Genomic DNA, 23362 nt, shown 5'->3' with positions numbered 1-23362 from the left:
ACTCATGCTTTCACCACAACTCCGCAGCAAAGTCCACAGTCTGTGGACCATGTTCTGGGCAGCCGGGATGACCAACCCGTTGGTTGCCATCGAACAGATCACGTATCTGCTGTTCCTGAGACAACTCGAACACTTCGATCAGAAACGTGTCGAAGATGGTAAGCCAACCATCTATGGACTTCGTGAAGTCAAAGACTCGCAAGGACACGTGTTGAAGAATGACGACGACACGCCAGTCACGATCGACTACGACGTATGCCGCTGGGAGTACATTCGCCAGAATCCCACGTTCGAGCTTTTCAACGATACGGTCTTCCCGTGGCTGCGACAGCTTGAGAAGTGGCTGAAGGAGAATAATCCATCGAACCATGATCCACTGGAAAAGATTACCGGTCGATTAGATGACGCTTACTTCGTGCTCGATCCAAACAAGACCGACACCCTCACACGAGCGGTTCAGGCGATACACGAATTGTTCAACCAGATCGGCGGAGCCAACGCCGACATCATGGGTGACATCTTCGAGTACCTGCTCGGCGAGATTCAAACGGCCGGAAAAAACGGGCAGTTTCGCACGCCACGGCACATCATTCGATTCATGATCGAGGTGCTTGATCCACCGCCCATCACCAATGGACGGCCGACTCGAATCCTCGATCCTGCGTGTGGCACAGGCGGGTTTCTCGTCAACACACTGATCCACTGGAAGAAGAACAAGACGGACAAGGAACTATTGCGTCTGGAATGGGACGGCACGCCGCATCGTTTGTTTGCAACGCTACCTGAAGAACTCGATCCGAACGAATGCTTCTTCGGCTACGACAACGATCGCACGATGGTCCGCATCGCGTGGATGAACATGATCCTCCACGATCTGGATTTCCCCAAGATCGACCAGCTGGATAGCCTCTCCAAACGGATGCCGGATGATCTGAGCGACACATTCGACTTTGTTCTTGCGAATCCTCCCTACACGGGGACCGTCGATCAGGGTGATCTTTCAACGAATCGAAACCGAGTGGAGTTCAAAGGCAAGAAGCCGCTGACAACCAAGAGCGAGCTGCTCTATGTCTGGATGATGCTGGACCTGTTGCGAGTCGGTGGCCGTTGTGCAGTGGTCGTCCCAGATGGCGTACTGTTTGGTTCAACAAACGCTCACAAGGAACTTCGCCGCAAGTTATTGTTTGAGCATACACTGGAAGGCGTCGTTTCACTCCCCGGTGGGGTCTTCAATCCGTACTCAGGCGTGAAAACGTCGATCCTGATCTTCCAGAAGGTCGGCGACGAGGCGCTGGCGGGCCGCGAGCCTCGGACGAAAGAGGTCTGGTTTTACGAGATCGCCGAAGAAGCGTTCACGCTCGATCAGAAACGCAACAAACGTCAGGGACAGAATAACGACCTATACGACGCGAGTGAAAAGTTTCAAAAGTGGTTTGAGGTGCTTCAGGGCTCAGACATCGCTGGCCTGCGTGAAGCGGCCGAGGCCACAACCTACCACCAGCCTGAATACTGGAGAGAACGCTGGCGTGTCATCGACGATGATTTCCTGCTTATCTTCCCCGAAGAAGAATCGCAAAAGGGTCACGCGCTCGGGTTGCATGAAATCTTTGCTGATCTGCCGCGCGATCCCGAGGAAATGACCGAAGTCGTCTGTACTGAGGGTCGAGCGCTAATCGACGCCCTGACGTCTCAGTTTGTGAAACATGCGTGGGCGACTGGTGCGAAGGCCAAAGCAAAAGCCAAAAAGCGGGAGAATGCCGCAAAAGAGCTGAACAAGCGATTACGAAAGTTGACCAGCGATCTGAATAAGCAGATACGCGAGAAGAAGGTTCTGGACCGCGAATACGACGAGTTCGGTTACAAGGCATTGAAGCAGACTCTGGATGCAGCATCCGAGGACGCTCGGGCAAACTTGGAGACAGCATCCAAAGACAAGTCGAAGCCAGAAGAGCCGCAGGATTATGACGTTGCCGAGGAATCACTCAACGGAATCTTGAAGTGTTTTGCGAGGTTGGATGGTTATGACATCTGGCTCCGCAGTGTCGATGTCACAACACACGATGAGAAGCCGCAGAAGTCGACCGAACACGAAGAAGCCCCATCGGATGTGCTCGCTTGGATCACGCCCGTCCGTGCATGGGCAAAGCTCGACACATGGGGAGCCGATCCTGAAACGGAAAAGGAGATCAAGAAGCCAACGCACGATGACGACGGTCTAGTCGATCCAGAGTACCTGAAGTTTCTTATTGAGAAGCTAGAGGCGTTCAACGACGACGGAACAGTCAAAGATGACTTCGTGGAACTGCTCGATCCCGATTGTATCGAGGCGGCCGATCTCAACCTGTCGGCGGGTAGACATAAACCATTCGTTTACGACCCAGAAGATTTCCGCCCCCCCTCAGAACTCATTGAAGAGCTTGACAACGTCCACAAGAGAATAGGTGATAAGCTCAGCGATTTACTCAAGATGGTCGGAGGTGGGGCCTGATGTTTCGCACCGAATGGCCGGTAGCCCGTCTGTCGCAGTTGCTTACTGATGTCCAACCTGGTTTCGCACGTGATCCTGGAGATGGTGACGTTGGCATTGCTCAGCTAAGAACAAACAACGTGGATAGGAATGGCGAGCTTTCACTTGAGACAGTGAAACGCGTCGACGCGTCGGAGGCTGAGCTTACGAAGTATTCCGTGACGCCTGGTGACGTGATTTTCAATAACACCAACAGCCCAGAGCTTGTTGGCAAAACCGCATTCTTTGATCTTGATGGCGATTGGGTCTTGTCCAATCACATGACGCGGTTGCGCGTCAATCCTGAGGTGGTCGATCCCAAGTTCCTCGCGCGAGTGCTTCACTTCTACTGGGGCATGGGATTCTCGGGGCGACGGGGCAAACAATGGGTAAATCAAGCTGCGGTTGACGCACGCGCGCTGTCGACGTTCCCCATTCCACTTCCTACGCTGAGTGAGCAGCGGCGAATTGTGGAGACTCTGGACGAGGCGCGTGACATCCGACAACTCCGCCAGCAGGCCTACGGCCTCACTGCCGATCTTATCCCCGCCATCTTCCATGACATGTTCGGCGAAGAGCTTTCGGAAGTGCAGTACGTGCGACTTGGAGCCATTACGAGCGAAATTCAGTATGGAACGTCTACTGCATCCGCCGAAACGGGGTACACAACACTCAGGATTCCAAACGTAGTTGGCGACACTGTTTCCTACGATGAACTAGTAACAGTTCCACTCTCAGAAGCAGAGGCTAAGAAATACTTTCTTAGCGATCACGACATGCTTTTCGTACGGACCAATGGAAATCCTGAGTATGTGGGTCGAAGTGCTGTCTTCAATCGTCAGCTCGCTAATGAAGCTGGATTGAACGAGCAAGAAGTCATTTTCGCTTCGTATCTCATAAGACTTCGTTTGAAGGAGGATTCGTTTGAACCCGAGTTTGTTGCTTCGTATCTCCGCACACCGATTGGCCGACGAGACGTCATGCGACAGTCGAAGACGTCAGCTGGGCAATTCAACATCAACACTCAAGGTCTTAAGGGTTTAGCAATTCCGGCGGTTCCACGAGATCGACAATTGCGATTCATTGAGGTCGTTAGAGAAATAGATGACTTGAAGCGGTCGCTGATGTACGAATCACAATGTATTGACTTGAAATTGAACAGATCACTTCTCGCGCACGCTTTCAGCGGCGAACTGACAGCTGAATGGCGGGAAGCCAATCGTGAATTGCTCGAACAGGAGGCGGCGAAACGTGACAAATGGCTACATGAAGCAGGCGTCAAACTGACCGTCGCTGACACCAAAATCGAAGTCAAAGCGAAAGATCAGGACGATCGGCACGAAGACCTCAATCGGGAACAGCATGAACTACTCCGCCAAATTCAATCGCTTGAACTCGATGCCAGCGCCGGCACGTTCACCTTGTCGACGTTGACGGATTCGTTGGTCGAGCCGCTCGACAAGCTCTCGGTCGCAACCGTCCGACGCCACCTCGACGTGTTGACCGCTCGCGGCCTGGTCAAATCCATTAGCCGGCGGGCTGGTGCTGGCGGCAGCATTGATGTCGCCTTCGGCAACGCCTATCGCCTGCCGAAGAACAACAAACAAGCTGTGAAAACCGATTCCGAAGCTGATGAAGTGCGAATGACAGAACTCGACCGTATGTCCCGACAGGGCCGAGTGTTTCATGAAACGCTAACTGATCAACTGACACTTTCCGAAAAGATCGCCGCGACGTCGGAACGGCTTAGCGCTGGAAACCTGGCTCCCGTTTCCGGCCTGTACCAAGAGATCGGTCCGGATGGTGAGCTTGGTAAAACAGTTTCGATCGAGAAAGGCAAAAGCCTTCCACCACCGTCGCTTGAGGGTGGAGTGTACGTAAAGAAGGGAGACGAGTGAACCATGCGGCTCCGGTATCTCCACATTTCGAACTACGGTGTCCTGACCGACCTGCGAGTCCACTTCGACCGCGAACGCATCTTTCGTGAGCATGAAAAGCTGATGCGTGTTGGTGACCTGCACTTCGTCGTCGGTTTGAATGGCACCGGAAAGAGTAGCCTGCTGAGAGCGTTGTATGAAACCTTCCGCTGGCTGGAAGGAGTCAACAGAGACCTGATCAACTCTCGCACGCCGTTTCCTTTTCCCGTTACGCTGGTCTATGACTTACCGTTACCTAATCGAAAAGATGGCGATCGGACCTGCATCTTTCATCATGAAGGACAGTCGGTTTCTGACGGTTTCTTTTTTGCTGCGATGTCACCATTGAACGAAGCAGATCATGGGGACTGGAATGGCTGGATCGAGTGGTTGAAACCGTATGCCAATCCGAACACTCCCGAGCAGATGAGTGGGCTCGTTCCCTCCGACAAATTGCAGGGCAATGGACAGGTGCGAGCCAGCCTACCCGATCCGTTGCTGGTCTACACATCCGGCTCCCTGGCAGTCTGGGACCGTGTTCGTGAGCCCGACCTTCCGGATCAGGACCTGAATGAAATTATTTCTGTTGTCAGCGATGACGAACGCCCCCGTGGCTGGGACGTTCATCGGGAACTTGCGTTGCCGGAGGATCATGTGGGGCAAAGCGAACGCGGCGAACTGCGCAAGTTTACCGACCCTAGTACTCAGACCGGTGAATCTCACTGCCAACTGCTGAAGCCAATCGCCCTCAAGCTGGCGGCCCTTGCCGTAAGCCTCACTCAGGCTTCAAGCGAAATGCCTCGACTCGCCAGCAACGAGTTGGAAGAAGTGTGGCGACATGAACTGGCAGAACAAATCGCGACACAGCCACCAAGTGACGTGGTCAGCGAGAAGACAGCCAGATCACTACTGAATTACGCAGACTGGTGGTATCCGACACACTTGAGCATGGAGTACCGCCCGAGCCCAGACAAGCTGAATGCGGAAACTCACGCACAACAACTTGTGCTGTGTGCACTTGCCGAAGAAGTGATTCGGCAGCCGCTGGGGCGAATGCAGATGGTGATCTATCTCGGACCACGAACTATCACACTCTCCGACAAGATCGCGGCAGTCTACGGTGATCGAGACATCCCGATTCAAGTTCAGGAAGTTGTCAATCGGGTGGAAGGTTCAACATCGGGCGCTCAAGCGGTAGTTCGAACGCTTTGCCGCCTTACCCCCAATAAGCACGGCAATCTCGATCCCGAGCGTGCCCGCTGGGAAATCTTTCAAACGCTGCACTCTTGGCACAATGCGCGCTTGCTAGATGATGTGACGGTTACAATTCGCCGCATCACCAAAATGGAAGCCATCGACGGCGAACTAGATGATGTCGTTGTGACATGGGAAGACCTGAGCGATGGCGAGCAAATGCTGCTCGGACGAATGTCGCTGTTGTTATTGCTCAGCGGTCGTCACGGTAGTCTTCTTCTGCTCGACGAGCCGGAAACCCATTTCAACGACTCATGGAAACGCGAGATCATCGACATCGTCGACGATAACATCCTGCGCACAACCGCCGCTCACGTCATCGTTTCCACGCACACAAGCATTGCTCTGACAGACGCCTTCGCGAGCGAAATCATTCGACTGATCCGAAGTAACGGCAGAGCTGAGTTCAAGCCTGTGTCGTTCGCTTCGTTTGGAGCAGAACCCGGTCGGGTCATGCTCAACGTCTTCAACATGCCGGAGGCGATTGGAAGTCGAGCTGAGGAAGTGCTGCGAATTCTGCTGGAAGAAACGAACTGGCAGGGCAGACGCTCGTTGCTGGAGCACGTTGTCGCCGAGGTCGGCGGCGGATGGCCCAGAGCACGCCTTCGAGAAATCTTGGAGGAACTCTGATGCTGCATCCACTGCCAGAAACACGACAGCGAAAATACCTACATTTTGCGTGCTGGTTGCAACGCCGACTCATTCGAGCACTATGTGCCATGCCTGCTGGTTCAAGGGTGGACGTGAATTGGCTTTATGGCGTTTGGGCGGATGTTGACCGGGATTGGGTCAAGAGTTTCTGGGGTAACACAAACGGGCCTCGGAACACGGCAATGAGCGCCGTCGCTGCGGCATCAAGTTCAGTGAAACGATCTCTTTGGCGATCCACAGTTCAGCAAACCCGCGTCCGACGACTCTATAAGCAGGGAAATAGGACACGCGTTAAGGTGTTGACATGGGCAGCACCCAAGAAGAATGCGACTCATGATGAATTGGCTCGCGAGGCGTTTGCCACGCTGATGCGAACCTTCTATGACCGAGGACTAAAAAAAGGGTTCGTGCTCCGCGCGGGTGAAGTCAGTTACATCTCAATCCTTGAGACGGGACTCGCCGACTCAGGAGTTTGTCCTCTTTGCGATGGAAAACTCGATCCACGTAACCGCGTTATTGATCATTTTTTTCCGCAAGAAGGTTTCCCCGCTCTCACATGCTTCCCAGACAATCTCATTCCGATTTGCGATACCTGCAATGGTCCCCGGGCCAAGCTTGCGAAACCTCCATACACACCAACTATTGGCGGCGAAGTTGATGTGACAGATTGGTTTCATCCCCGTTGGCGTACGGCACAACGACAATTGGTCGTTCGAGTAGCCCGAAACGGTAATCGACTTGAACTAACCGTAGAACCTACCAATGCCTTATTTGCTCCCCACGTCGATAACTTTGTGCAGCTGACCAACGTCCACACGACCTGGTCGGATCGTCTACGCGCAGCCCTCAGGCAGGAACAAGACGAAGTCGAATCGGAACTGCGAAGATTGCGGATACGAGGCATTGCAGTCGATCGAACCGTGGTTCAGGAAACGCTGATCGAGAAACGAGATTACTACGAGCGAAAGATTGGCTCCGAAGAATACGCTTATCGAAATTACGGCATCTACAACTACATGGCCAACGATCATGCATCCATTCAGGAGATACTGGCGCAAGTAAATGAGTGACTGGTGGGAGAATGCATCGGAACCGGCGATCAAACAACAGGACTTCGTTGGGATCCAATTGCGATCGAAAGATCGCCGTCTGGTTGATGGTACCATACCTAGAGTGGGTCTGTTCTGGGAGTATGCTGAACCTTGCGATTCGGCAGATGAACTAAGCTATTCGCTCGAACCCTGCTTCTGCATGTTGTGTGTCTGAACGTGTCGGCTGACGGCTGAACCAGAGAGGCCAACCCCGGCTGCGATTTGCCCTGTGGGGTACCCTGCCTCGTACATTTCGATGATGCGATCAATCGTCGACCGTTTGGTGTATGCCTGGGCTTGTGGTGCAAACGGCGTTGGTCCTGCCTCGTCGAAGACAGGGGCCAAGTATTGCTGAACATCACGGATTGCCTTGAACACCCGGCCGAATGGACGGTTGGAGTATTGGTCGGAAAGTGAATCAGTTTTCACGGGCGAACCGTGGCAGTCAAAGACTCCGGCAATCTCTCCGTCCGAGAATCGTTTGATCAAATCCGTGGCCGTCTTGCGTAGCTTCCCAAATGAAAGTTTGCGGATTTGATTTCCGTCGTTCTTGATTCTCGCGATGAGCCGATCGAAGTGATTGGGGATCGCTTGATTTGCGTTGTTGCCCTCCGTCGGCCGATCGAGCGCCGTCCCATTTTTTGTGACGACTAGCCGGGCGTCCGGCGCGAAGTTGGGAAACCCTTTTCGATGTTCGAGTGCCCATTGAACACCTTCCACCGTCAGTGGAAACAGGATGTGTTCGCCATACACGCCACTTTTGCGACGAATCCGTTTGATAAACGAATCATCGGGTGTGCTTTTATAATCGAGTACTTCCTGCTCTCGTTTAGAATGTGCCTGGTAAAAATACACCTCGCCAATGAGAAGTGACGCGATTTCTGCTCGGCCAAAACCACAGTTCAACCCCAATAGAAGCAGAAGCCGCTCAAATGGCTGCCCATAACGCATCAGAAGCCGAAGCTCATCCAGCGAGAACGTATCAACTTGTTCAAGGCTCCTCTTGGCGTGGTCGCTGGCGAGACGACGAACTCTGGTTTTGATGTCGTTAAAAGCAAATGGCTTTTGCCAGTCAAACTGGCTGGATTCATCGAGCCACTTAAAGAAGCGTATGAGCGTTCCCAAGAAGTTCGACGCCGACTTTGCCGTCATCGGCTCCCTTGTCCCAATCTTGTACGGTCGTCGTCGCCAGTATCCGACAAGTTCGTTGACTGCGTCCGCATCGAGCCGGGCAAGCAACACGTTATCATGGTGCTTCTTCAGGTTCTTCACCTGCCTCATCTGCGTTTTCCCCCACGGGGAAACATGATCAAGCTCGGGGTCAAAGTAGTCCTTCTCCAGGTGCTTTTGGTACGCATTGAACGCTTGGTGCAGGGTTGCGGATGGAGTCCGCGATTTTGGCAAGTGCGTTTGCCCGTTTGATACTGCCCGCGGGTTAGCTTTTTGGACGCTCCCATTCGATTGAGGCTTCTCTACGCGTCGTGCGCCAGGATCGCTGGGTTTGAGCACCCCTTCGAGCGGCTCATGTTTCGCTTCAATCGTCGCAGACAGGATCGCCAACTCCGGTGAGAAGTTGATGCCGGCATCGGCAAGTCGCTTCTTGGCTTCTTCGAGCGCCTCGATCACCTCAACATCTGGGGTCTGGATGGGCGCTGGCTCATGGGGGATCGCCTCGAAAAGCTCCAGGGCGGCCTGGCCAACTTCGTATGCGTGTTGATCTTCGGGAAGGAAAAGAATGACAGGGTACTTCGCCTGCATCCGCTGGATTCGAGCCGCATACTGATGCTGCTTCTCGCTCGGACCGCGCGGGATAGGGATCTCCGGCGTCCCTTTCGCAATCCGTTTCCCGATGATCAGAAGATCCTCGGGCCAGAGGGGACGCTCGTCGTCGCACGATTTGCAGAAACTGTCCCACAGTTCCCGGAGTTTTCTCTCCCGCCTATCGGCTTCCTTGCGATCCGTCCCTAGGATGAACTTGTGCTGTTGGAGCTTGCCAGATTTGCTGAGTTCCCACCCGAGTTGCCGGGTGTAGTATCCTCGCGAATCTGGCTTCCATTTCTGCCGGGACCGCGTTGCCATTTGCACACTCGTTCCGGGCTCTTATCGGAACATCAGTGTCCAAATCGGGCCGCTATAAGAACATTTATCGGAAATCCAGGAGGTTTCCAGTGGCCCATCCGTCCCAGCACAGGCCGAAAAACACTTGATTTCCAATAAAAATAGCCACTTTGCTCAGAAAAACAAGTGGCTATCAAGTGGAGGCGGCGGGATTTGAACCCGCGTCCCGCGACATTTCCATGCAAGCTTCTACGTGTGTAGTCGACTATTTGAGTTTCGCGAGGGGAGGCTCCAATCGACGGGATACGCCCCTCACTATCAAAGAACTTTATTTAGTCTTCAGCGTGCTTTGCGTGACTGAAGACGAGTCGGAATTGGCAACCGACTTTTGGGTCTCTCCGACAAAAACCCTCAGTCGGCACTACCTATATACTAGGCAGCGAGAGCGAGATTATTCTCGGCAATTATTGTTGTAGTCAGCTTTTAACGAGGCCCACTGACTAACCTCGACACGCCACTTACACTTCAGGCTATCCGGTCGATTCCAATTCGCCCCCTGAAGGTAAGAGTACCGTCATTGCTGCCGGCAGCTTCCTTTTTTCGTCATTCGCTGCGGCGAACTTGATATTGTCCCCCGCCCGAATCTACTCATTCTACGTCGCCAAATGAGAAAAAGTTCTCTCCCCGGCGGCGTAAAGTGTTATCATAGCTTGGTTTCGACTCCAAAGATAGCGGCCGAGCTGCGCGACAGTTCGCTTTTCGCATGCAAAAAACGCTGTTTGAAATCGACGCCAAACCTCGCGAAAGCTTTTATTTCGACCGGGGGCTCTTTCTGTTGCCGGGGCATTTGGGCCTCGACGTCCGGCGCCGCCAGCAGTTTGGCTTCATTTCGCACGCCCACATGGACCACGCGGCCCGGCACGAAACGGTCCTCTGCACGCCGGAAACGGCCGCCCTGGTTCGCCACCGGATCGGCGAAACGACCTACCGTGTGATGCCGCTGGGCGAAACGCTCGAGTTCCGCGGATCGCGGCTCACTCCGCTCGCGGCCGGGCATGTCCTTGGCTCGGCCATGCTGCTGGCCGAAACCGACGAAGGGTCGGTCCTCTACACCGGCGACTATCGTCTGGGCGAATCGTACACCGCCGGCGAGGCCCAACTTCCCACCGCCGACGTCCTGGTGATGGAGTGCACCTTCGGCGATCCCTTTTACCGCTTGCCCCCGCGCTCGGAAACGATCGCCAAGTTTCTCGACCTGGTCGACCAGGCCTTTCGCCGCGGCGCGACGCCGATCATCCACGCCTACGTCCTGGGGAAAGCGCAAGAGGTGACCAAGATCCTGACCGACCACGGGATCCGCGTCCAACAACAGCAAGACGTTTACGCGATCAGCCAAATCTACACCGAGTGCGGCTGCGATCTGGGACAGTACGAACTGTACGACGGTCGCCCCAAAACGCGCCACGCAATCGTCACCGCTCCTCGTTCGCAGCGGGGCTGCGACGTGCACGGGGTCGTGCATGCCGAACATTTTGCGATGACCGGCTGGGGTTGGAACCCGGCGCTCGCCGCTCGTTACCGCTGCGAACATGTGATCCCCCTTTCCGATCACGCCGACTACAACGAACTGCTCGAAACGATCGAGCAAGTGGCCCCGCAGCGGATCTACTGCACGCACGGGCCCAAGCGATTTGTCGACGATCTCCGTAGCCGCGGGCACAACGCCTACTGGCTTGGTTAGATCGCGGCGACCGACAACCTGATTTCAACTGACGCACAACTTGATCCAACATCCTTCCGCTGAGTAACCGCCATGCGTAACGTCGCTCTCTTGTCGCTGTGCACTCTCTTCTGCCTCACCGCGCTCGCCGCCGCTCAGCCGCCCGATACCGAGGCCAATCGTCAAATCGTGCAGCGCAACTATCTGACGATGCCGGAACCGCCCCTGGGATTTACCACGACCAAGTCGCCGATTATCAACGGCGACCAGTTCACCGGCTTCCAGGTCGAAGTTTCTCGCCCCGGCGTCGGTGGCGAAATCTTGATCACGATCACGCTGGAAGCTCCCAAAACCGACGCCGAAAAAATCGCCGACGTCGAGAAGTACATCGCCCAGGCGGAACAAACGATGACGCAGCTCAAGTTCCAAGTGGTTAAAAAGAACATTCCCGATCTGGCCACCTACGATTTCTCGAAACCGCTCTTTCTCGACATGGAATACAAAAATGACCAAGGGGTCACCAAGTTCGTCCGCGAGCGGATCTTCTTCACCAGCTACACGACGGTCTTGATGATCGTCGCCAGCAAAGAAGAAGGCTTGGAACTGATGACCCGCTGGGCCACGGCGGTGAAGCCGATTCAGTAGGTTTTTCGTTGACGTCGTATCGCGCCTGTGCCATCACCAAATTTGCACCATGAATATTCCGCATAAGGCGGCGCCGTGAATTGGAAATGCCGGACTTCGAACTCGAAAACCTCTGCTGCGATTTGGTTTCCGAACGTCGCTACGAACCTTTTCTGATCCAACTGCTCCGGACCGATGCCGGACACTGGCAGCGAGTGTTGGACCTCGCCCAGAGATCAGGAATTGATCTGTCGCAATTCCGTGATCTTATGATGGAACTGTCGGTCGTTTGGCTGAACCATCCGACTGGCGATCCATCGTATGTAGCAATCCTGTTTTACGATTTTGATTCCAAGTGGACCAAGGGAGCGGACTACAATTTCGTTCGTGTGCAGCAACAGTTGCATGACCCAGACGAGAAGGCCGACAAGTAGCGCCGGACCGCTGTCGATTATTTTCCCCAAGTGCTCCATTCATTCTGCCGCAGGCCGAGCCGCATGTGTGGCGATAAAATGCCGCACCATCCGGGTCGTCAACCATTCAACGAAGCCCGCTGGACCGGACTGCCTTCTTTTTGGGCCCCCACGGCGCGGGTCCCATTTCTGGCCCGCAGGGACCGCTCATACGACCTAAGTCAAATCCTCGTCTAATAATACGCCAATTCCAAAAATGGGACCGGACCGCGAACCTTTTTTTTCCACCGTCGGTTTAGCGCCGAAGCGACGGGCCCCTTCACGGTCGGAATACGACTCAATTTTCAAAGAACAAATACTTGGGGTGACGCGTTGGGCAAAAGCGTCGTTGATCCTCCCCTGCGACTCGGAGTCGACCCTAAATCCGTGCGCTTTGTCAATCGACAAATGTAGCGGAGGCCGTGCCCGTTCTTCTCGCGCACGCATTCGGCAGGCACGGCCCAATCATGTTTTGCACGAGATTTGCGCCACTGATTAACGTTGCTTCTCTGCTCTTTTGGGCGCCGAGCGTCATTGGGTCTGGTCCCGTTTCGTCGCCCGTTGACGCTTCTCTGCGTCAATCTGCGGACATCTGCGGTTCCAACGACTCCGGCGGTAGTTTTGTGAACCGCAGATCTACGCAGATGAACGCAGATGGTTGTTGACGGCGCCGCACAATTGTCGTGCCGAACGATATTGGGCACGGCCTGGTCTACGTTTTTCGGTGAACGATGCTGGCCGCCTGCGGTTGGGATTTTGAAGTGATTCCACCGCACGCTTTGAGGTCGACCATGCATCCGCGAACTGTCGTCGCCAGCTACCTATTGCTGCAAGCTGCGGCGACCGCCGCGTGGTGGCTGCTGTTGTGGCTGGTTCCAGCGTCGGCCGCTTGGTTTCAGCCGGCCAATTGGCCGCGGGAAGCGTTGCTCGGGTTTTGGCTCGGCGACCTGCTGTTGCTAGTCGGCGGTTCGCTGATCGCGGCGCTCTTTGTAATGCGGGACGATCGCCATGCTCGGCTGGCGGTCTGGGCGCTCGCCGCGGCGGCCTGGTATCCGACGCTGACCTGCGTCGGGGTGAGCCTTTTGAGCGGCGAGGCCTGGATCGCGGCAGGCCTGATGGTTTGTCTGGCCGGAATGACGCTGGCGATGGCGACGATCTACGGCACGCAGGAGCAATCGCCGGCCCTGTTTCGCGCGACGCCGCTGGCTCCCCAAACCGCATGCATCTGGACGAGCGCCCAGATGGCCATTTTCTGGAGCGTCTTCCTGGGGATTCTGCCGCTGGCGATCGTCGAGCTTCAGCGGTATCTCGGTATCGCTCCGTTTCGCATTGACGGGCAAAGCGTGATCGCCGCACTCCTGTTCGCGGCGGCGGCGTCGCTGGGCGCCAGCAGCGCCTACGTGATGGCGAAAATCGGCAACGGAACGCCGCTCCCAACGGCCGCCGCGCCGAAGTTGGTGGTCGTTGGGCCGTATCGTTACGTGCGAAATCCGATGGCGATCGCCGGCATCGGGCAAGCGATCGCGGTCGGCGTTTTTCTGGAAAGTTTGCCGGTAATCGGCTACGCGCTGCTTGGGGCAGTCATCTGGCATGTCGCCGTTCGCCCGGCCGAAGAAGCCGATCTGCAACAGCGTTTTGGCGCCAATTTTGTGCAATATCGAAAAAAGGTTGGCATCTGGGCGCCGCGGCTCTCGCTCAGGCTGTTGGGGTCCGACGTGCGGACGATCGGAACGGGACAGTAGTCGCCAGCCGAACCAAATTCGGACTTGGCCTCTCTGATACCGTACCCAACCCTGATTCCAAACTTCCACCGAAATCGAGCCGATGAACCTCTATTTCGTTTGTCGCGACCACCGCAAAGCGCTGTTGGTCGGCAACGGCGGCGACACGGTCGAGACGAGCGTGCTGCGCCACAATGTAAAGTCGGATCGACTGGCGGCGGTGATGTTGCAGTTTATGCATGAGCACCGCAACTGCGACGCCGCGTGGCTCGATGAATACCAGTTCTTTTCGATGGACCTCCGCGGTTATCAGCGGGCCGAGCCCGAATACGACATTCCGTTCAAGGGGATGCTCAGCATTGATATGGACGACGCGATGGAAGAGTTCCGGCGGCGCGAGGAGTAAAAGAATGCGAAGGGCGGCAAGCGGGCGCGTTGTAGATTCAGCCTGCGCCCCTGGTCCGCAAAAAATCGTCAAACGACTGCTTGGCATTGTCGCCGTAAGCCGACGCGATATCGGCGACGGTCCTGCCATACTTGTCGGCGAGATTGGGGTTGGCCCCCAGTTCAAGGAAAACGCCCACAGTCGTCCAGTCAATTTCTGTGCGATCCATCTGATTCGCTCCGTCGATCGCCATATCAACGGCCTGATGCAACGGCGTCCAACCGCTATCGTCCTGAAGATTCACGTCGGCGCCTGCGGCCACCAGGGCGCGGACAATTTCGCCGGTTTCGTCATTCTCGCCGGCGCACATGATTGCCGACGAACAGTTGCGCCCTGGGATATTGGGATTGGCGCCAGCGTCTAGCAATCGCTGAACGGCAGCGAGATCTTGCCGCCAGACTTCATGGACAAGCGAGTCTTCCAGCGATTCAGGCGTCTCTTCCATCACGCGTTCCTATTCTGTTGCTTGCGAGTCCATTCCCTCGACTTGCGCTGCGGGCTAGCGTTGGCACCTCGGCTATTGCGCCCTTTTCCGCGCCAGGTTCAATTTGGCGGTGAGAACTTTGTCGAGGTCTTCTTCATACGGGGTCAGCAAGCGGACGACCTGCTGGTAGTCCTTGGCGCGGAACGCGTCGTCGACGGCGGCGAGCGCCTTTTCGCGTTCTCGCTGGCGCCGCCAGATCGCCCATTGCTCCTCTCGGCGGCGGATATCCTCTTCCGTCGGCTGATACGCTTCCGCGTGCGCCTTCAAAAGGATGAGGAAATGATACTCCGCATCGGGCAGCGGGATGGTAAAGTCCCCTGCCCTCGGATTGCTATCAAGCCACTCGTTGATTTGCTCGATGTAGGGGAGCACGTCGTAGTAAAAGGCGGCGATGTCCTCTTCGGGCTGCTGGTCCCGATAGTCGCCGCGCGTCACGTCGCAAGAGATCGCCCATCGCTCGGCATAGGGAATCAAATCGCGGAGATGCTCCGGCACCTCGGCGGGATCGATCGTAAAGTAAGGTCGATTCGCCGCGTTCATGCCGTACTCGTCGCGGAGAATCTCTGCGGAATAGACGTCGCCGGACTTTAACGGCTTGCGGGGATGTTCGTTCAATTCGCGGTCCTCAATTCCAACCTCACTCCCTTGCTTGCGTTGCGGGCTAGTGAAGAGGTTGCGACTACAATTGCTTCTTGTTCGGATTGGGAATAATCGTCTGTTCGTTCGTAGCGGCGTCGCGAATCACCATGTTTCCTTGCGTGGGACCGAACGGGCCGAATTGTTCGGAATTGACGCCCATCATGATGACCGGCGAGCCATCCTTGGTGCTGATTGAGAAACCGTTGCCAGTTTGGTTGACGCCGATCTGAATAACGTTTTGATTCTCTTGGTTCGTGATCCGGATGCCCACTTCACCATCATTGGCGACTTGGAGTTCCAGGCGAGGAAATCCAGAGCTGCCGACGATTTGAATTCCGGCCAGGCCTGGCTCCTCGGCGCTGGCGTGGAGCATGATGCGATCGTTTCCTTCGCGATCGACAAGGCGAATCGAGTGGGTGACGATTTCTTCGTGCGTGACGGTTGGCTTCTTTTTGGTGTTGCGCTTCGCCACGAGAGACTCCGTTAGATGTTGCTTGCGGCCGCATTCCCTCGGCTCGCGCCTCGGGCTAGTTTTGAGGCGCAAGATGTAGGGTGGGTGGAGCGAGCGCGAAGAAAGACGTTTGGCTTGGGGGACGTGACTCGCCTGCGCAACCCGCCTTGGGTTTGGCGACCGCATTGTTGGGTTGCGCTGCGCTTCACCCAACCTACGATTTCCTTGCCGTGGCGTCCGTGTTCTATTCTTGCGGACGCATTCCCTTGCTTGCGCTGCGGGCTAGTGAAGAAGTTGGGCTACCTATTTTTTCTTGGCCGGCTTCTTCACCGTCTTTTTGGCCAGTTCGATGGACGCCTCTAGTTGTTGGTTCCAGAGGGCTTCCAGTTCTTTGACCTTTTCCGGGTTCTGCTTGGCCAGGTTGTTCGACTCGGCGCGGTCGACGCTCAGGTCGTACAGTTCCCACGGGTCATCTTTGGCGGCGACCAGTTTCCAGTCGCCGGCGCGGATGGCGCGATTTCCTTCGTGGAGCCACCAGAGGAAGTCGCGATCGATGGCGACGTCTTCGCCGAACGCCGGAACGAGACTCTTGCCCGGAGCGGCCGGGATCGCTTCTCCGTCCCACTCGGTCGGCTTTTCGACTCCCACCGCGTCGAGAATCGTCGGCGCGATGTCGACGACATGGCCCGGCGTGTTGCGCAGCTCTCCCTTCGCCTTGATCCCGGCCGGCCAATGGACGATCAGCGGCGTGCTGATCCCACCTTCGTGCACCCAGGTCTTATGGCGGCGGAACGGCGTGTTGGCGGCGCTCGAGAAGCCAGGGCCCAAGCACAAGTAAGAAGCGGCGCTTCCCATCGGGGCGCTCGGATCGTGGCCGCCGTGGCGAACCATGATTTCGGCGCTTGCGCCGTTGTCCGAGGCGAAGAAGATCAGCGTGTTTTCGTATTCCCCCATCGCCTTCAGCTGTTCGACCAAACGGCCGATTTCGTGATCCATCCGATCAACCATCGCGGCGTGGATCGCCATCTTGGTCGCTTGGAAACGACGTTGTTCGTCGGTCAGTTCGGTCCAAGGAAGGGGGCGATTGATCTCGCCGGGGCCGAGCTTTTTGATCGCTTCGGGGAAATCGTAAGGAGGGCCGACTTCCGGCTCCAGCGCTGAAAGCGAAGTGTGGAGCAAACCAAGTTCGCGCTGTCGCGCGAAACGTTCTTCCCGCACCTTGTCCCAGCCCTTCAGATAGTTGTCGCGATACTTGGCGATATCTTCCGGCAACGCATGGAGCGGGAAGTGAGGCGCGATGAAGGCGACGTAGTGGAAGAACGGTTGATCGGCGTACTTGTCCGAATGTTCTTTCAAGCAATCGATCGCATGATCGACGACCGCGATCGTCGAGTAGTAGCCCGATTCGTCCGCAGCGGGAGTGACCGGCTTATCATCTTCAAAATTCCCCTTCGCCGTGAAGAAGTTCCCTTGGTTTCGCATGTCGAGCGAACGATCGAACCCAGCGTCCAGCACCTTGCCGTCGATGTGCCATTTGCCGCTGTGATAGCTGCGATAGCCGTGCGGCTTCAAATAATCGGGGAGCAACCGAGCCCAGTTCTGGCGCGAGGCCTGCCCTCCCCCGCCAAGACCAGGGAGCGCGTCGCGATGAATTTGCTGGGCGTAGTAACCGCTGAGAAGCGCTCCGCGAGTCGGCCAGCAGCGGGCGGTGTTGTAGAAGTTGGTGAACTTCAAACCGCCGGCGGCCAGCTTGTCGAGATTCGGCGTCTCGATATCGCCGCCGTAGCAGCCGAGATCGGAATAACCCATGTCGTCGGCGAGGATAAAGATGACGTTCGGCTGTTTGGCGCCATCCGCGGCGATGGCTACCGAACCGATCATCAGTAAGCAAGCGACGACAGTGAGTGATTTGCGAAGCGTCAGGAAAGCGTGCATGAGGAGCCTTCTCGTTGGGCCCGAGGGGCGGAATGGGTGATTTTCTGGGGGCGGAAACGCCGCGAGGTGGGGACTCGATATGTCGCTCTAGTATCAACGGTCCGTGATGCCGCGTCAACTTTTGGGGGCTGACGCACGCTTCCCTGGATTGGGGAATGGCGAAAAAGTCCTGTAGCGCCCCTGCTCTCCTCCTGCCGGGTGAGCGATGCTGGCGCCGTGCTGCCGATTTTTCAAGTTCGTGTGGACTTTCCTTCCCTATTTTTCGTAGGATCCCGCGACGTTCTGCGGATGACGGCGGCAAGCGGTCGATAATCGAAGAACGACCAACCCGGATGGATCGACTCGTCATGCCAGCGGCGACTTATCCGTTCGACCAATCTCCCCAAGCAAGGAAGCGAATCGATGCCACGGATCGCCATTTCGGCATCCATTGTGATGCTGGCCGCCACCGGTAACCTTTGGGCTCAAGAAGTGACGCCCGTCGAGATGCCATTGCCGCCGCAACCGCAATGGACGTACCAGCGCCAAACCCAAAACGCAGCTGGTACGGTTACCAATACGCAAAGCTATCTGAACGCCCCGGAAGATGGTCGCTACGTCCGCGAGCATATGGTCGTCAATCCGCGCGGCGAAATGACGCAGACCTACCAGCGCCTGCAAACCGAGGATGGTTCGTCGATCACGCGGAACCAAACCTGGACCGCACCGGACGGCACGATCTTGCGTCAGCATGAAATGACGCGGACGACGACCGACCCGTACAACACGACCCGCGATCATCTGGTCACGCTGCCGGACGGCCGCGTCGTTCAGCAGTCGACGGTCCGTACGTGGGACGGAACGACCGGGACGATGGAACGCACGATGACGCTCCCCAACGGACAGACGCGCGAGACCTCGCGCAGCTGGACTCCGGACGGCGTCGAAACGACGCAGCCGAGCGGTGCGCCGGTGGTTCAAGCGACGAGCATCGCGCCGACCGCTGTGAAGAAAGAAGAAAAGGTCGCGTGGTACCAGCGGCTCAATCCGTTCCGCAAGAGCGGCGGCGACAGCGCCAGCACGACGACGTCGACCTCGCATGCCGCGAACATGCAAGCTCGTTCGACTTCGACCGACTCGCCGGCGCCGCGTCGCGGCTTCACGATCGGTACCGGTCACTCGACCGAAGTCTCGAACCATGGCCAGACCGTCTCGAGCGCCAACGCGCAGACGCCTGACGTTTCTCCGTCGCTGCGCGGGAGCCAGAACACGCATCGGCCTTCCTTCGCCGGTAGCGTTCCTCGCGACACGACGACGCGGACGTTGCCGGCGCACGCCAACTCGGCGGCGACCGCTTCTCGATCGAATCCGGGTAACGGACGCATTCGCTAAGGGAATCTGCTGTTGCTAGTTCGCCATGCGCGGACGCTGATTGCGGTAGCGATCGCGGCGGCCTGTCTGGTCGCCGCGCGCTCCTCTGAGTGCGTCGCCCAAGAATATTTCGAATCTCCTTCCCCTCTGACCCTGACTCCGCCGCAAGTTGCGCCGGAAGTTGTTGACGAGACCTTCTTGAATGAGGAGGCCTGGTTCAACGCTTCGCAGCCGCCGCCGGTTGACCTGAGTTGGTCGCAGCGGCTCGCACGGATGACGGCGGGACGCACGCAGCTGGAAGGAGGCTACTCCTATCTCAAAGGGAGAGGAGGATCGCAGCATGCGCTGCCCGACATGCTGCTGCGCTACGGCTGGACCGATCGCCTGGAAATCCGGCTCGGCTGGCCGGGGATCGTCTTCACTGACGGCGAGAGCCATGTGCTCGATCCGAGCTTCGGCGTCGTCTACGACATGTGGGGACAGGACGGCTACAGGCCGCAGATGGCGATTCACGTCGCGGCGCCGCTGACGATGCAGGGAAACCCGTTCGCGATCAACAGCTTTCAGCCGGTGACCGAAGTCCTCTACTCATGGCAGGTCGGCCCGCGCAGCACGGTCAGCGGCAGCACCGGCTTTGCGCTGTTCAACGCCGGCGGCGATCACTACACGCAGTTGCAACAAAGCCTGAGCTACGACTACATCCTGACCGATCGGATTGGGACGTTCGTCTCGTGGGACATGCTGTCGAACCATGGCTCGGCGTACGACACCGATCAACACATGCTCGGCGGCGGATTCTCATACCTGCTCAACGAACGCTGGGTGCTGAGTTGGCGAACGGCGTTCGGCGTGAGCGAATCGGCGCCAGACTTCGTGAACGACTTGCGATTTGCATATCGCTTTTAGTGCATGACGTTGATCTTGCGATCGTTCGGCAGCTTTTCGCCCGGCGTGCAGCGCCCTTGTTCGACCTGCGTTTGGAGCAACGCGAGCAATACTTTCACCTTCTCCGGATTCGCGTCGACCAGGTTCTCCTGTTCGGCCGGATCGCTGGCCAGGTTGAAAAGCTGCATCGCAGGCAGGCCTTGTTTGATCGCGACGTTTTCTTTCGGATCGCTCCAGCCGCCGCTGCCATGGGCCAGGCACAACTTCCAATCCCCTTGGCGAATCGCGAAGTGGCCGGAGATGGAATGGCTGATCAGCGTATCGCGGCCAGAGGTTTCTTTACCCGCGAAGACCGGCAGTAGGCTATAGCCATCTTCGCCGCCGGCCGCTTTGCGCGGCTGCTGGGTGATCGCTGCGAGCGTCGGGTAGATGTCGGTCAGACAGGCGAGCGCCTTCGTCGTTTGTCCGCCGTCGATCTTGCCGGGCCAGCGCACCACGAGCGGAACGCGATGTCCCCCTTCGTAGATGTCGGCCTTGTGCCCACGGAAGCCGGCGCTCGGGTCGTGTCCTTTTTCCAAGAGCACCGGAAAGTTGGCCTGCGGAGAGCAGCCGTTGTCGCTGGTGAAGAAGACGATCGTGTCGTCGTCGACTCCCGCTTCCTTCAGCGTATCAAGCAATTGGCCGACATGATGATCGACCTGCATCACGAAGTCGGCGTAGGGGTTCAGCCCACTGGCGTCTTTGAACGGCGGAAGCGGCACGATCGGCGTGTGCGGCGCCGGCAGGGGCAAGTAGAGGAAGAAGGGCTGGTCGGCATTCGCCGGCGCGGTCCGCTCTTTCACGTAGGTGATCGCCTTGTCGAACAAGTGCGGCAGGACCTGTTCGATTTCAAAGTCAGGGCCAATCGGACCTTTGCGATACCAACCATACGGATCTTGCTGGGGTGTCACTCCTTCTTCGCGAGTTGGAATTGCAGTCGGACGACCGGTATCAACCCAGACGTACGGCGGCATGTCGAGCGAACCGCAGTGACCGTAGTATTGATCGAAGCCGTTGATATCGGGACCGTTGGCGACCGGCTGGCTGAAGTCGATCTTCCCCCCTTCTTTCGTCCAATCCCAACCGAGATGCCACTTGCCGATCATCGCGGTGTGATAGCCGGCGCCTTTCATCAAGTGCCCGAGCGTCGGACGATCGGACGGAATCAAATGCTGGCTCGTTCCGCTGAGCACGCCGTTGGCCAACCGCGAGCGCCAGTTGTAACGCCCGGTCAACAATCCATAGCGAGTCGGCGTGCAAACCGAGCTGGGCGTATGCGCATCGAGGAACGTGATCCCTTCGGCGGCAAGTCCATCCAGCCGCGGCGTCTTGATCTTGCTCTCGGGATTGCAGGCCGTGACGTCTCCCAGCCCCAGATCGTCGGCCAGGATGACGATGACGTTCGGCCTCTTCGCGCGATCCGCGGCGTTGGCCGCAGCAATCAGCGTCGTCAACAACAGCAATGAGACAAGCGAGGCGATGGATTTACGCAAAGCGACGGCTGCGGACATGACAAGCTTTCTCGTTGGGCCGAAGAGCTGCAATAGGGGGAGATCACGCGAGCGGCGAGAACGCCACTGGAGATACCGCGCGTCGTTCCAGTATCGGCCGAGAACCGCAAGACGTCAACTTCGTCGAGCGGAAACGAAGGACGGGATCAAGGCCGATGGCCTTGATCCCGCTGCACGCTTCGATTGTCATCAGAAAAAAAGAAATTAGAAATCGATTCGACCACGCAGGCCGAGGACGATCGCCGTGTCATTCGCTTTGTAGATCGGCTGAATCGCTTGAGCGTCGGCGGTCAGATGGAACCATTTGGTGATCGCCGCGTTGTAGTAGATCTCTCCCCCCTGAACGTTTTGCGCCGGTCCGAGAGCTTGAATCGCCGTTTGGAAACCGTTGGTCAAATCGTAGTAGAAGTACCCGATCCCCATCCGATCGCTGGGGCGACACGCAAACAGCCCGAACGCTTCGGAAGAAACGTTGGCGCCGAAGCCATAAGGGCTGGTGTCATGATCGGCGACGCCGAGCGTGAGCATCATCTTGCTGTAGCGCTGGGCGTTGCAGGGATCTTGCCAGAGGCGTTGTTCGGCGATGTAGCCGGCCGACCACGAACCTTTCTGCTCTCCCAGAATCGGAATCTGCACCAGTCCGGCCGGACCGGTGATCCAGCCGTTCGGGTTGAAGTCACGGAACGTTCCGGTGGCGTAGGTCGCCGCAACGGTGTGCGAACCGGCCAGGCCGCCGAAGTCGGTATAGAGACGATCGAAACCGAGGATCGTCACGCCGTTGTTGAAGTCGAGCCCGGCGTCGGTCGCGTGGTTGGTCGTTTCGGTAACGATGACGCCCCGCTCCAGACCACGTTCGCCCGCTTTGACGAGGCCGGCCATGTTCGAGATCGGCGCGACGGTCGGCACGATAATATTCAACGGAATGATCATCGAAACGTTCATAAAGCCGTCCAAGCCGTGACCGTAGTCCGGATAAAATCCTTCCCACAAGTCGAGCATGCTATAGCGGCCGACCATCGCCAGATGTCCGTCGCCAAGTTGTTGCGTCAGCAGCAAATGCGACAGCGCGTACGAAGGTCCGTTGGTCGGGTAGAGCAGGTTCGCATTGACCGGCGAAGCGAAGACGGCGTCGGCGTTGGCGTTCTCGCCGAACTGCCATTCCGAGGCGTGAACCAGGATATCGCCCCCTTCCCACAGCCCCATCTTCTCGGTGTTGAAATCAGCGTAGAGATCGAACTTCGCGCCGTAGCTGAACGATTGCTGACGACCGCCGCTCGACGGGCCTTGGTAGAACTGCGTCAGCGAGCTCTTGATGCCGATCCCGCAATCTTCCAGGCAATAACCGTAGCCCCACAGCCCATTGGTGAGCGACTCGCGGCAACAAAGGCAATCGCACTGGCCGCCGTGACCGCAACTGCAACCGGCAGCCGCGTAATAGCCAACCGGCGTCACCAGCGAATCTTGCTGCGTTGAAGCGTACGTGACGTCCGCCGCTGGCCAAGAACCATCAATGGCCATCGCGTTGGGCGCAGCGGCCTGGGCGTAATTCGTCGGCGCCGCGCAGAACGCCGCCGTCAAGCACAAACAGAGTGACGCGATCGACTTCATGACTCTGGTTCTACAGAAATAG

The 23362-nt window shown here is 57.1% G+C and carries 18 protein-coding genes and 1 other RNA gene; 11 read left to right on the top strand and 8 right to left on the bottom strand.

The window, feature by feature from the left end; genetic code table 11:
* The first annotated feature begins 4 nt into the window (after positions 1-4).
* From LOC68_RS18945 to LOC68_RS18930, 4 genes are all read left to right on the top strand, one after another.
* Positions 5-2488, top strand: coding sequence for a class I SAM-dependent DNA methyltransferase (locus tag LOC68_RS18945; RefSeq protein ID WP_230221647.1), 2484 nt, complete (start codon positions 5-7; stop codon positions 2486-2488).
* Entirely contained in the window at positions 2488-4404 is a 1917-nt protein-coding gene (locus tag LOC68_RS18940) for a restriction endonuclease subunit S (protein ID WP_230221645.1), read from the top strand. Before LOC68_RS18945 ends, LOC68_RS18940 begins: the two co-directional genes overlap by 1 nt.
* Before the next feature lie 3 nt (positions 4405-4407).
* On the top strand, positions 4408-6306 hold the full coding sequence (locus LOC68_RS18935; RefSeq protein WP_230221644.1) for an AAA family ATPase: 1899 nt from the start codon (positions 4408-4410) through the stop codon (positions 6304-6306).
* Positions 6307-6509: 203 nt separating this feature from the next.
* A complete protein-coding gene (locus LOC68_RS18930) occupies positions 6510-7397 on the top strand; it encodes an HNH endonuclease (RefSeq protein ID WP_230221642.1) in 888 nt (295 codons plus the stop codon).
* Between the two features lie 156 nt (positions 7398-7553).
* On the opposite strand, the gene LOC68_RS18925 is transcribed toward LOC68_RS18930, so the two are convergent.
* Positions 7554-9497, bottom strand: coding sequence for a hypothetical protein (locus LOC68_RS18925; RefSeq protein ID WP_230221640.1), 1944 nt, complete (start codon positions 9495-9497; stop codon positions 7554-7556).
* 174 nt (positions 9498-9671) lie between these two features.
* Positions 9672-10033, bottom strand: a transfer-messenger RNA (tmRNA) gene (gene ssrA, locus LOC68_RS18920).
* A 206-nt stretch (positions 10034-10239) separates the two neighbouring features.
* Here ssrA and LOC68_RS18915 point away from each other — a divergent pair.
* From LOC68_RS18915 to LOC68_RS18895, 5 genes are all read left to right on the top strand, one after another.
* Positions 10240-11217: an MBL fold metallo-hydrolase gene (locus LOC68_RS18915; protein WP_230221638.1), complete on the top strand. Its 978-nt coding sequence runs from the start codon at positions 10240-10242 to the stop codon at positions 11215-11217.
* 72 nt (positions 11218-11289) lie between these two features.
* Positions 11290-11841, top strand: a complete 552-nt coding sequence (locus LOC68_RS18910; protein ID WP_230221636.1) for a hypothetical protein — start codon at positions 11290-11292, stop codon at positions 11839-11841.
* 86 nt (positions 11842-11927) lie between these two features.
* Entirely contained in the window at positions 11928-12254 is a 327-nt protein-coding gene (locus LOC68_RS18905; RefSeq protein ID WP_230221634.1) for a hypothetical protein, read from the top strand.
* A gap of 809 nt (positions 12255-13063) precedes the next feature.
* A complete protein-coding gene (locus tag LOC68_RS18900) occupies positions 13064-14014 on the top strand; it encodes a methyltransferase family protein (protein ID WP_230221632.1) in 951 nt (316 codons plus the stop codon).
* An 82-nt stretch (positions 14015-14096) separates the two neighbouring features.
* Positions 14097-14399, top strand: coding sequence for a hypothetical protein (locus LOC68_RS18895; protein WP_230221630.1), 303 nt, complete (start codon positions 14097-14099; stop codon positions 14397-14399).
* Positions 14400-14436: 37 nt separating this feature from the next.
* Here LOC68_RS18895 and LOC68_RS18890 read toward each other — a convergent pair whose 3' ends face one another.
* From LOC68_RS18890 to LOC68_RS18875, 4 genes are all read right to left on the bottom strand, one after another.
* A complete protein-coding gene (locus LOC68_RS18890) occupies positions 14437-14883 on the bottom strand; it encodes an ankyrin repeat domain-containing protein (RefSeq protein WP_230221628.1) in 447 nt (148 codons plus the stop codon).
* Between the two features lie 72 nt (positions 14884-14955).
* On the bottom strand, positions 14956-15537 hold the full coding sequence (locus LOC68_RS18885; RefSeq protein WP_230221627.1) for a hypothetical protein: 582 nt from the start codon (positions 15535-15537) through the stop codon (positions 14956-14958).
* Between the two features lie 64 nt (positions 15538-15601).
* Positions 15602-16033 (bottom strand): hypothetical protein, encoded by a 432-nt coding sequence (locus LOC68_RS18880; RefSeq protein ID WP_230221625.1) that lies wholly within the window; start codon positions 16031-16033, stop codon positions 15602-15604.
* Positions 16034-16315: 282 nt separating this feature from the next.
* The gene (locus tag LOC68_RS18875; protein WP_390623384.1) at positions 16316-17947 is read right to left on the bottom strand and encodes an arylsulfatase; all 1632 of its coding nucleotides are present in this window, start codon (positions 17945-17947) and stop codon (positions 16316-16318) included.
* A gap of 402 nt (positions 17948-18349) precedes the next feature.
* On the opposite strand from LOC68_RS18875, the gene LOC68_RS18870 reads away from it, so the two are divergent.
* Together LOC68_RS18870 and LOC68_RS18865 are read left to right on the top strand one after the other, a co-directional pair.
* Positions 18350-19318 (top strand): hypothetical protein, encoded by a 969-nt coding sequence (locus LOC68_RS18870; RefSeq protein WP_230221623.1) that lies wholly within the window; start codon positions 18350-18352, stop codon positions 19316-19318.
* Between the two features lie 12 nt (positions 19319-19330).
* On the top strand, positions 19331-20203 hold the full coding sequence (locus tag LOC68_RS18865) for a transporter (RefSeq protein ID WP_230221621.1): 873 nt from the start codon (positions 19331-19333) through the stop codon (positions 20201-20203).
* Here LOC68_RS18865 and LOC68_RS18860 read toward each other — a convergent pair.
* Positions 20200-21732 (bottom strand): sulfatase family protein, encoded by a 1533-nt coding sequence (locus LOC68_RS18860; RefSeq protein WP_230221619.1) that lies wholly within the window; start codon positions 21730-21732, stop codon positions 20200-20202. The genes LOC68_RS18865 and LOC68_RS18860 overlap by 4 nt on opposite strands.
* A gap of 204 nt (positions 21733-21936) precedes the next feature.
* Positions 21937-23340, bottom strand: coding sequence for a carbohydrate porin (locus tag LOC68_RS18855; RefSeq protein WP_230221618.1), 1404 nt, complete (start codon positions 23338-23340; stop codon positions 21937-21939).
* Between the last annotated feature and the right edge of the window lie 22 nt (positions 23341-23362).

The sequence above is a fragment of the Blastopirellula sediminis genome (genome assembly GCF_020966755.1).
GTDB classification, from domain to species: domain Bacteria; phylum Planctomycetota; class Planctomycetia; order Pirellulales; family Pirellulaceae; genus Blastopirellula; species Blastopirellula sediminis.
This window is presented reverse-complemented; position numbering and strand designations above follow the sequence as displayed.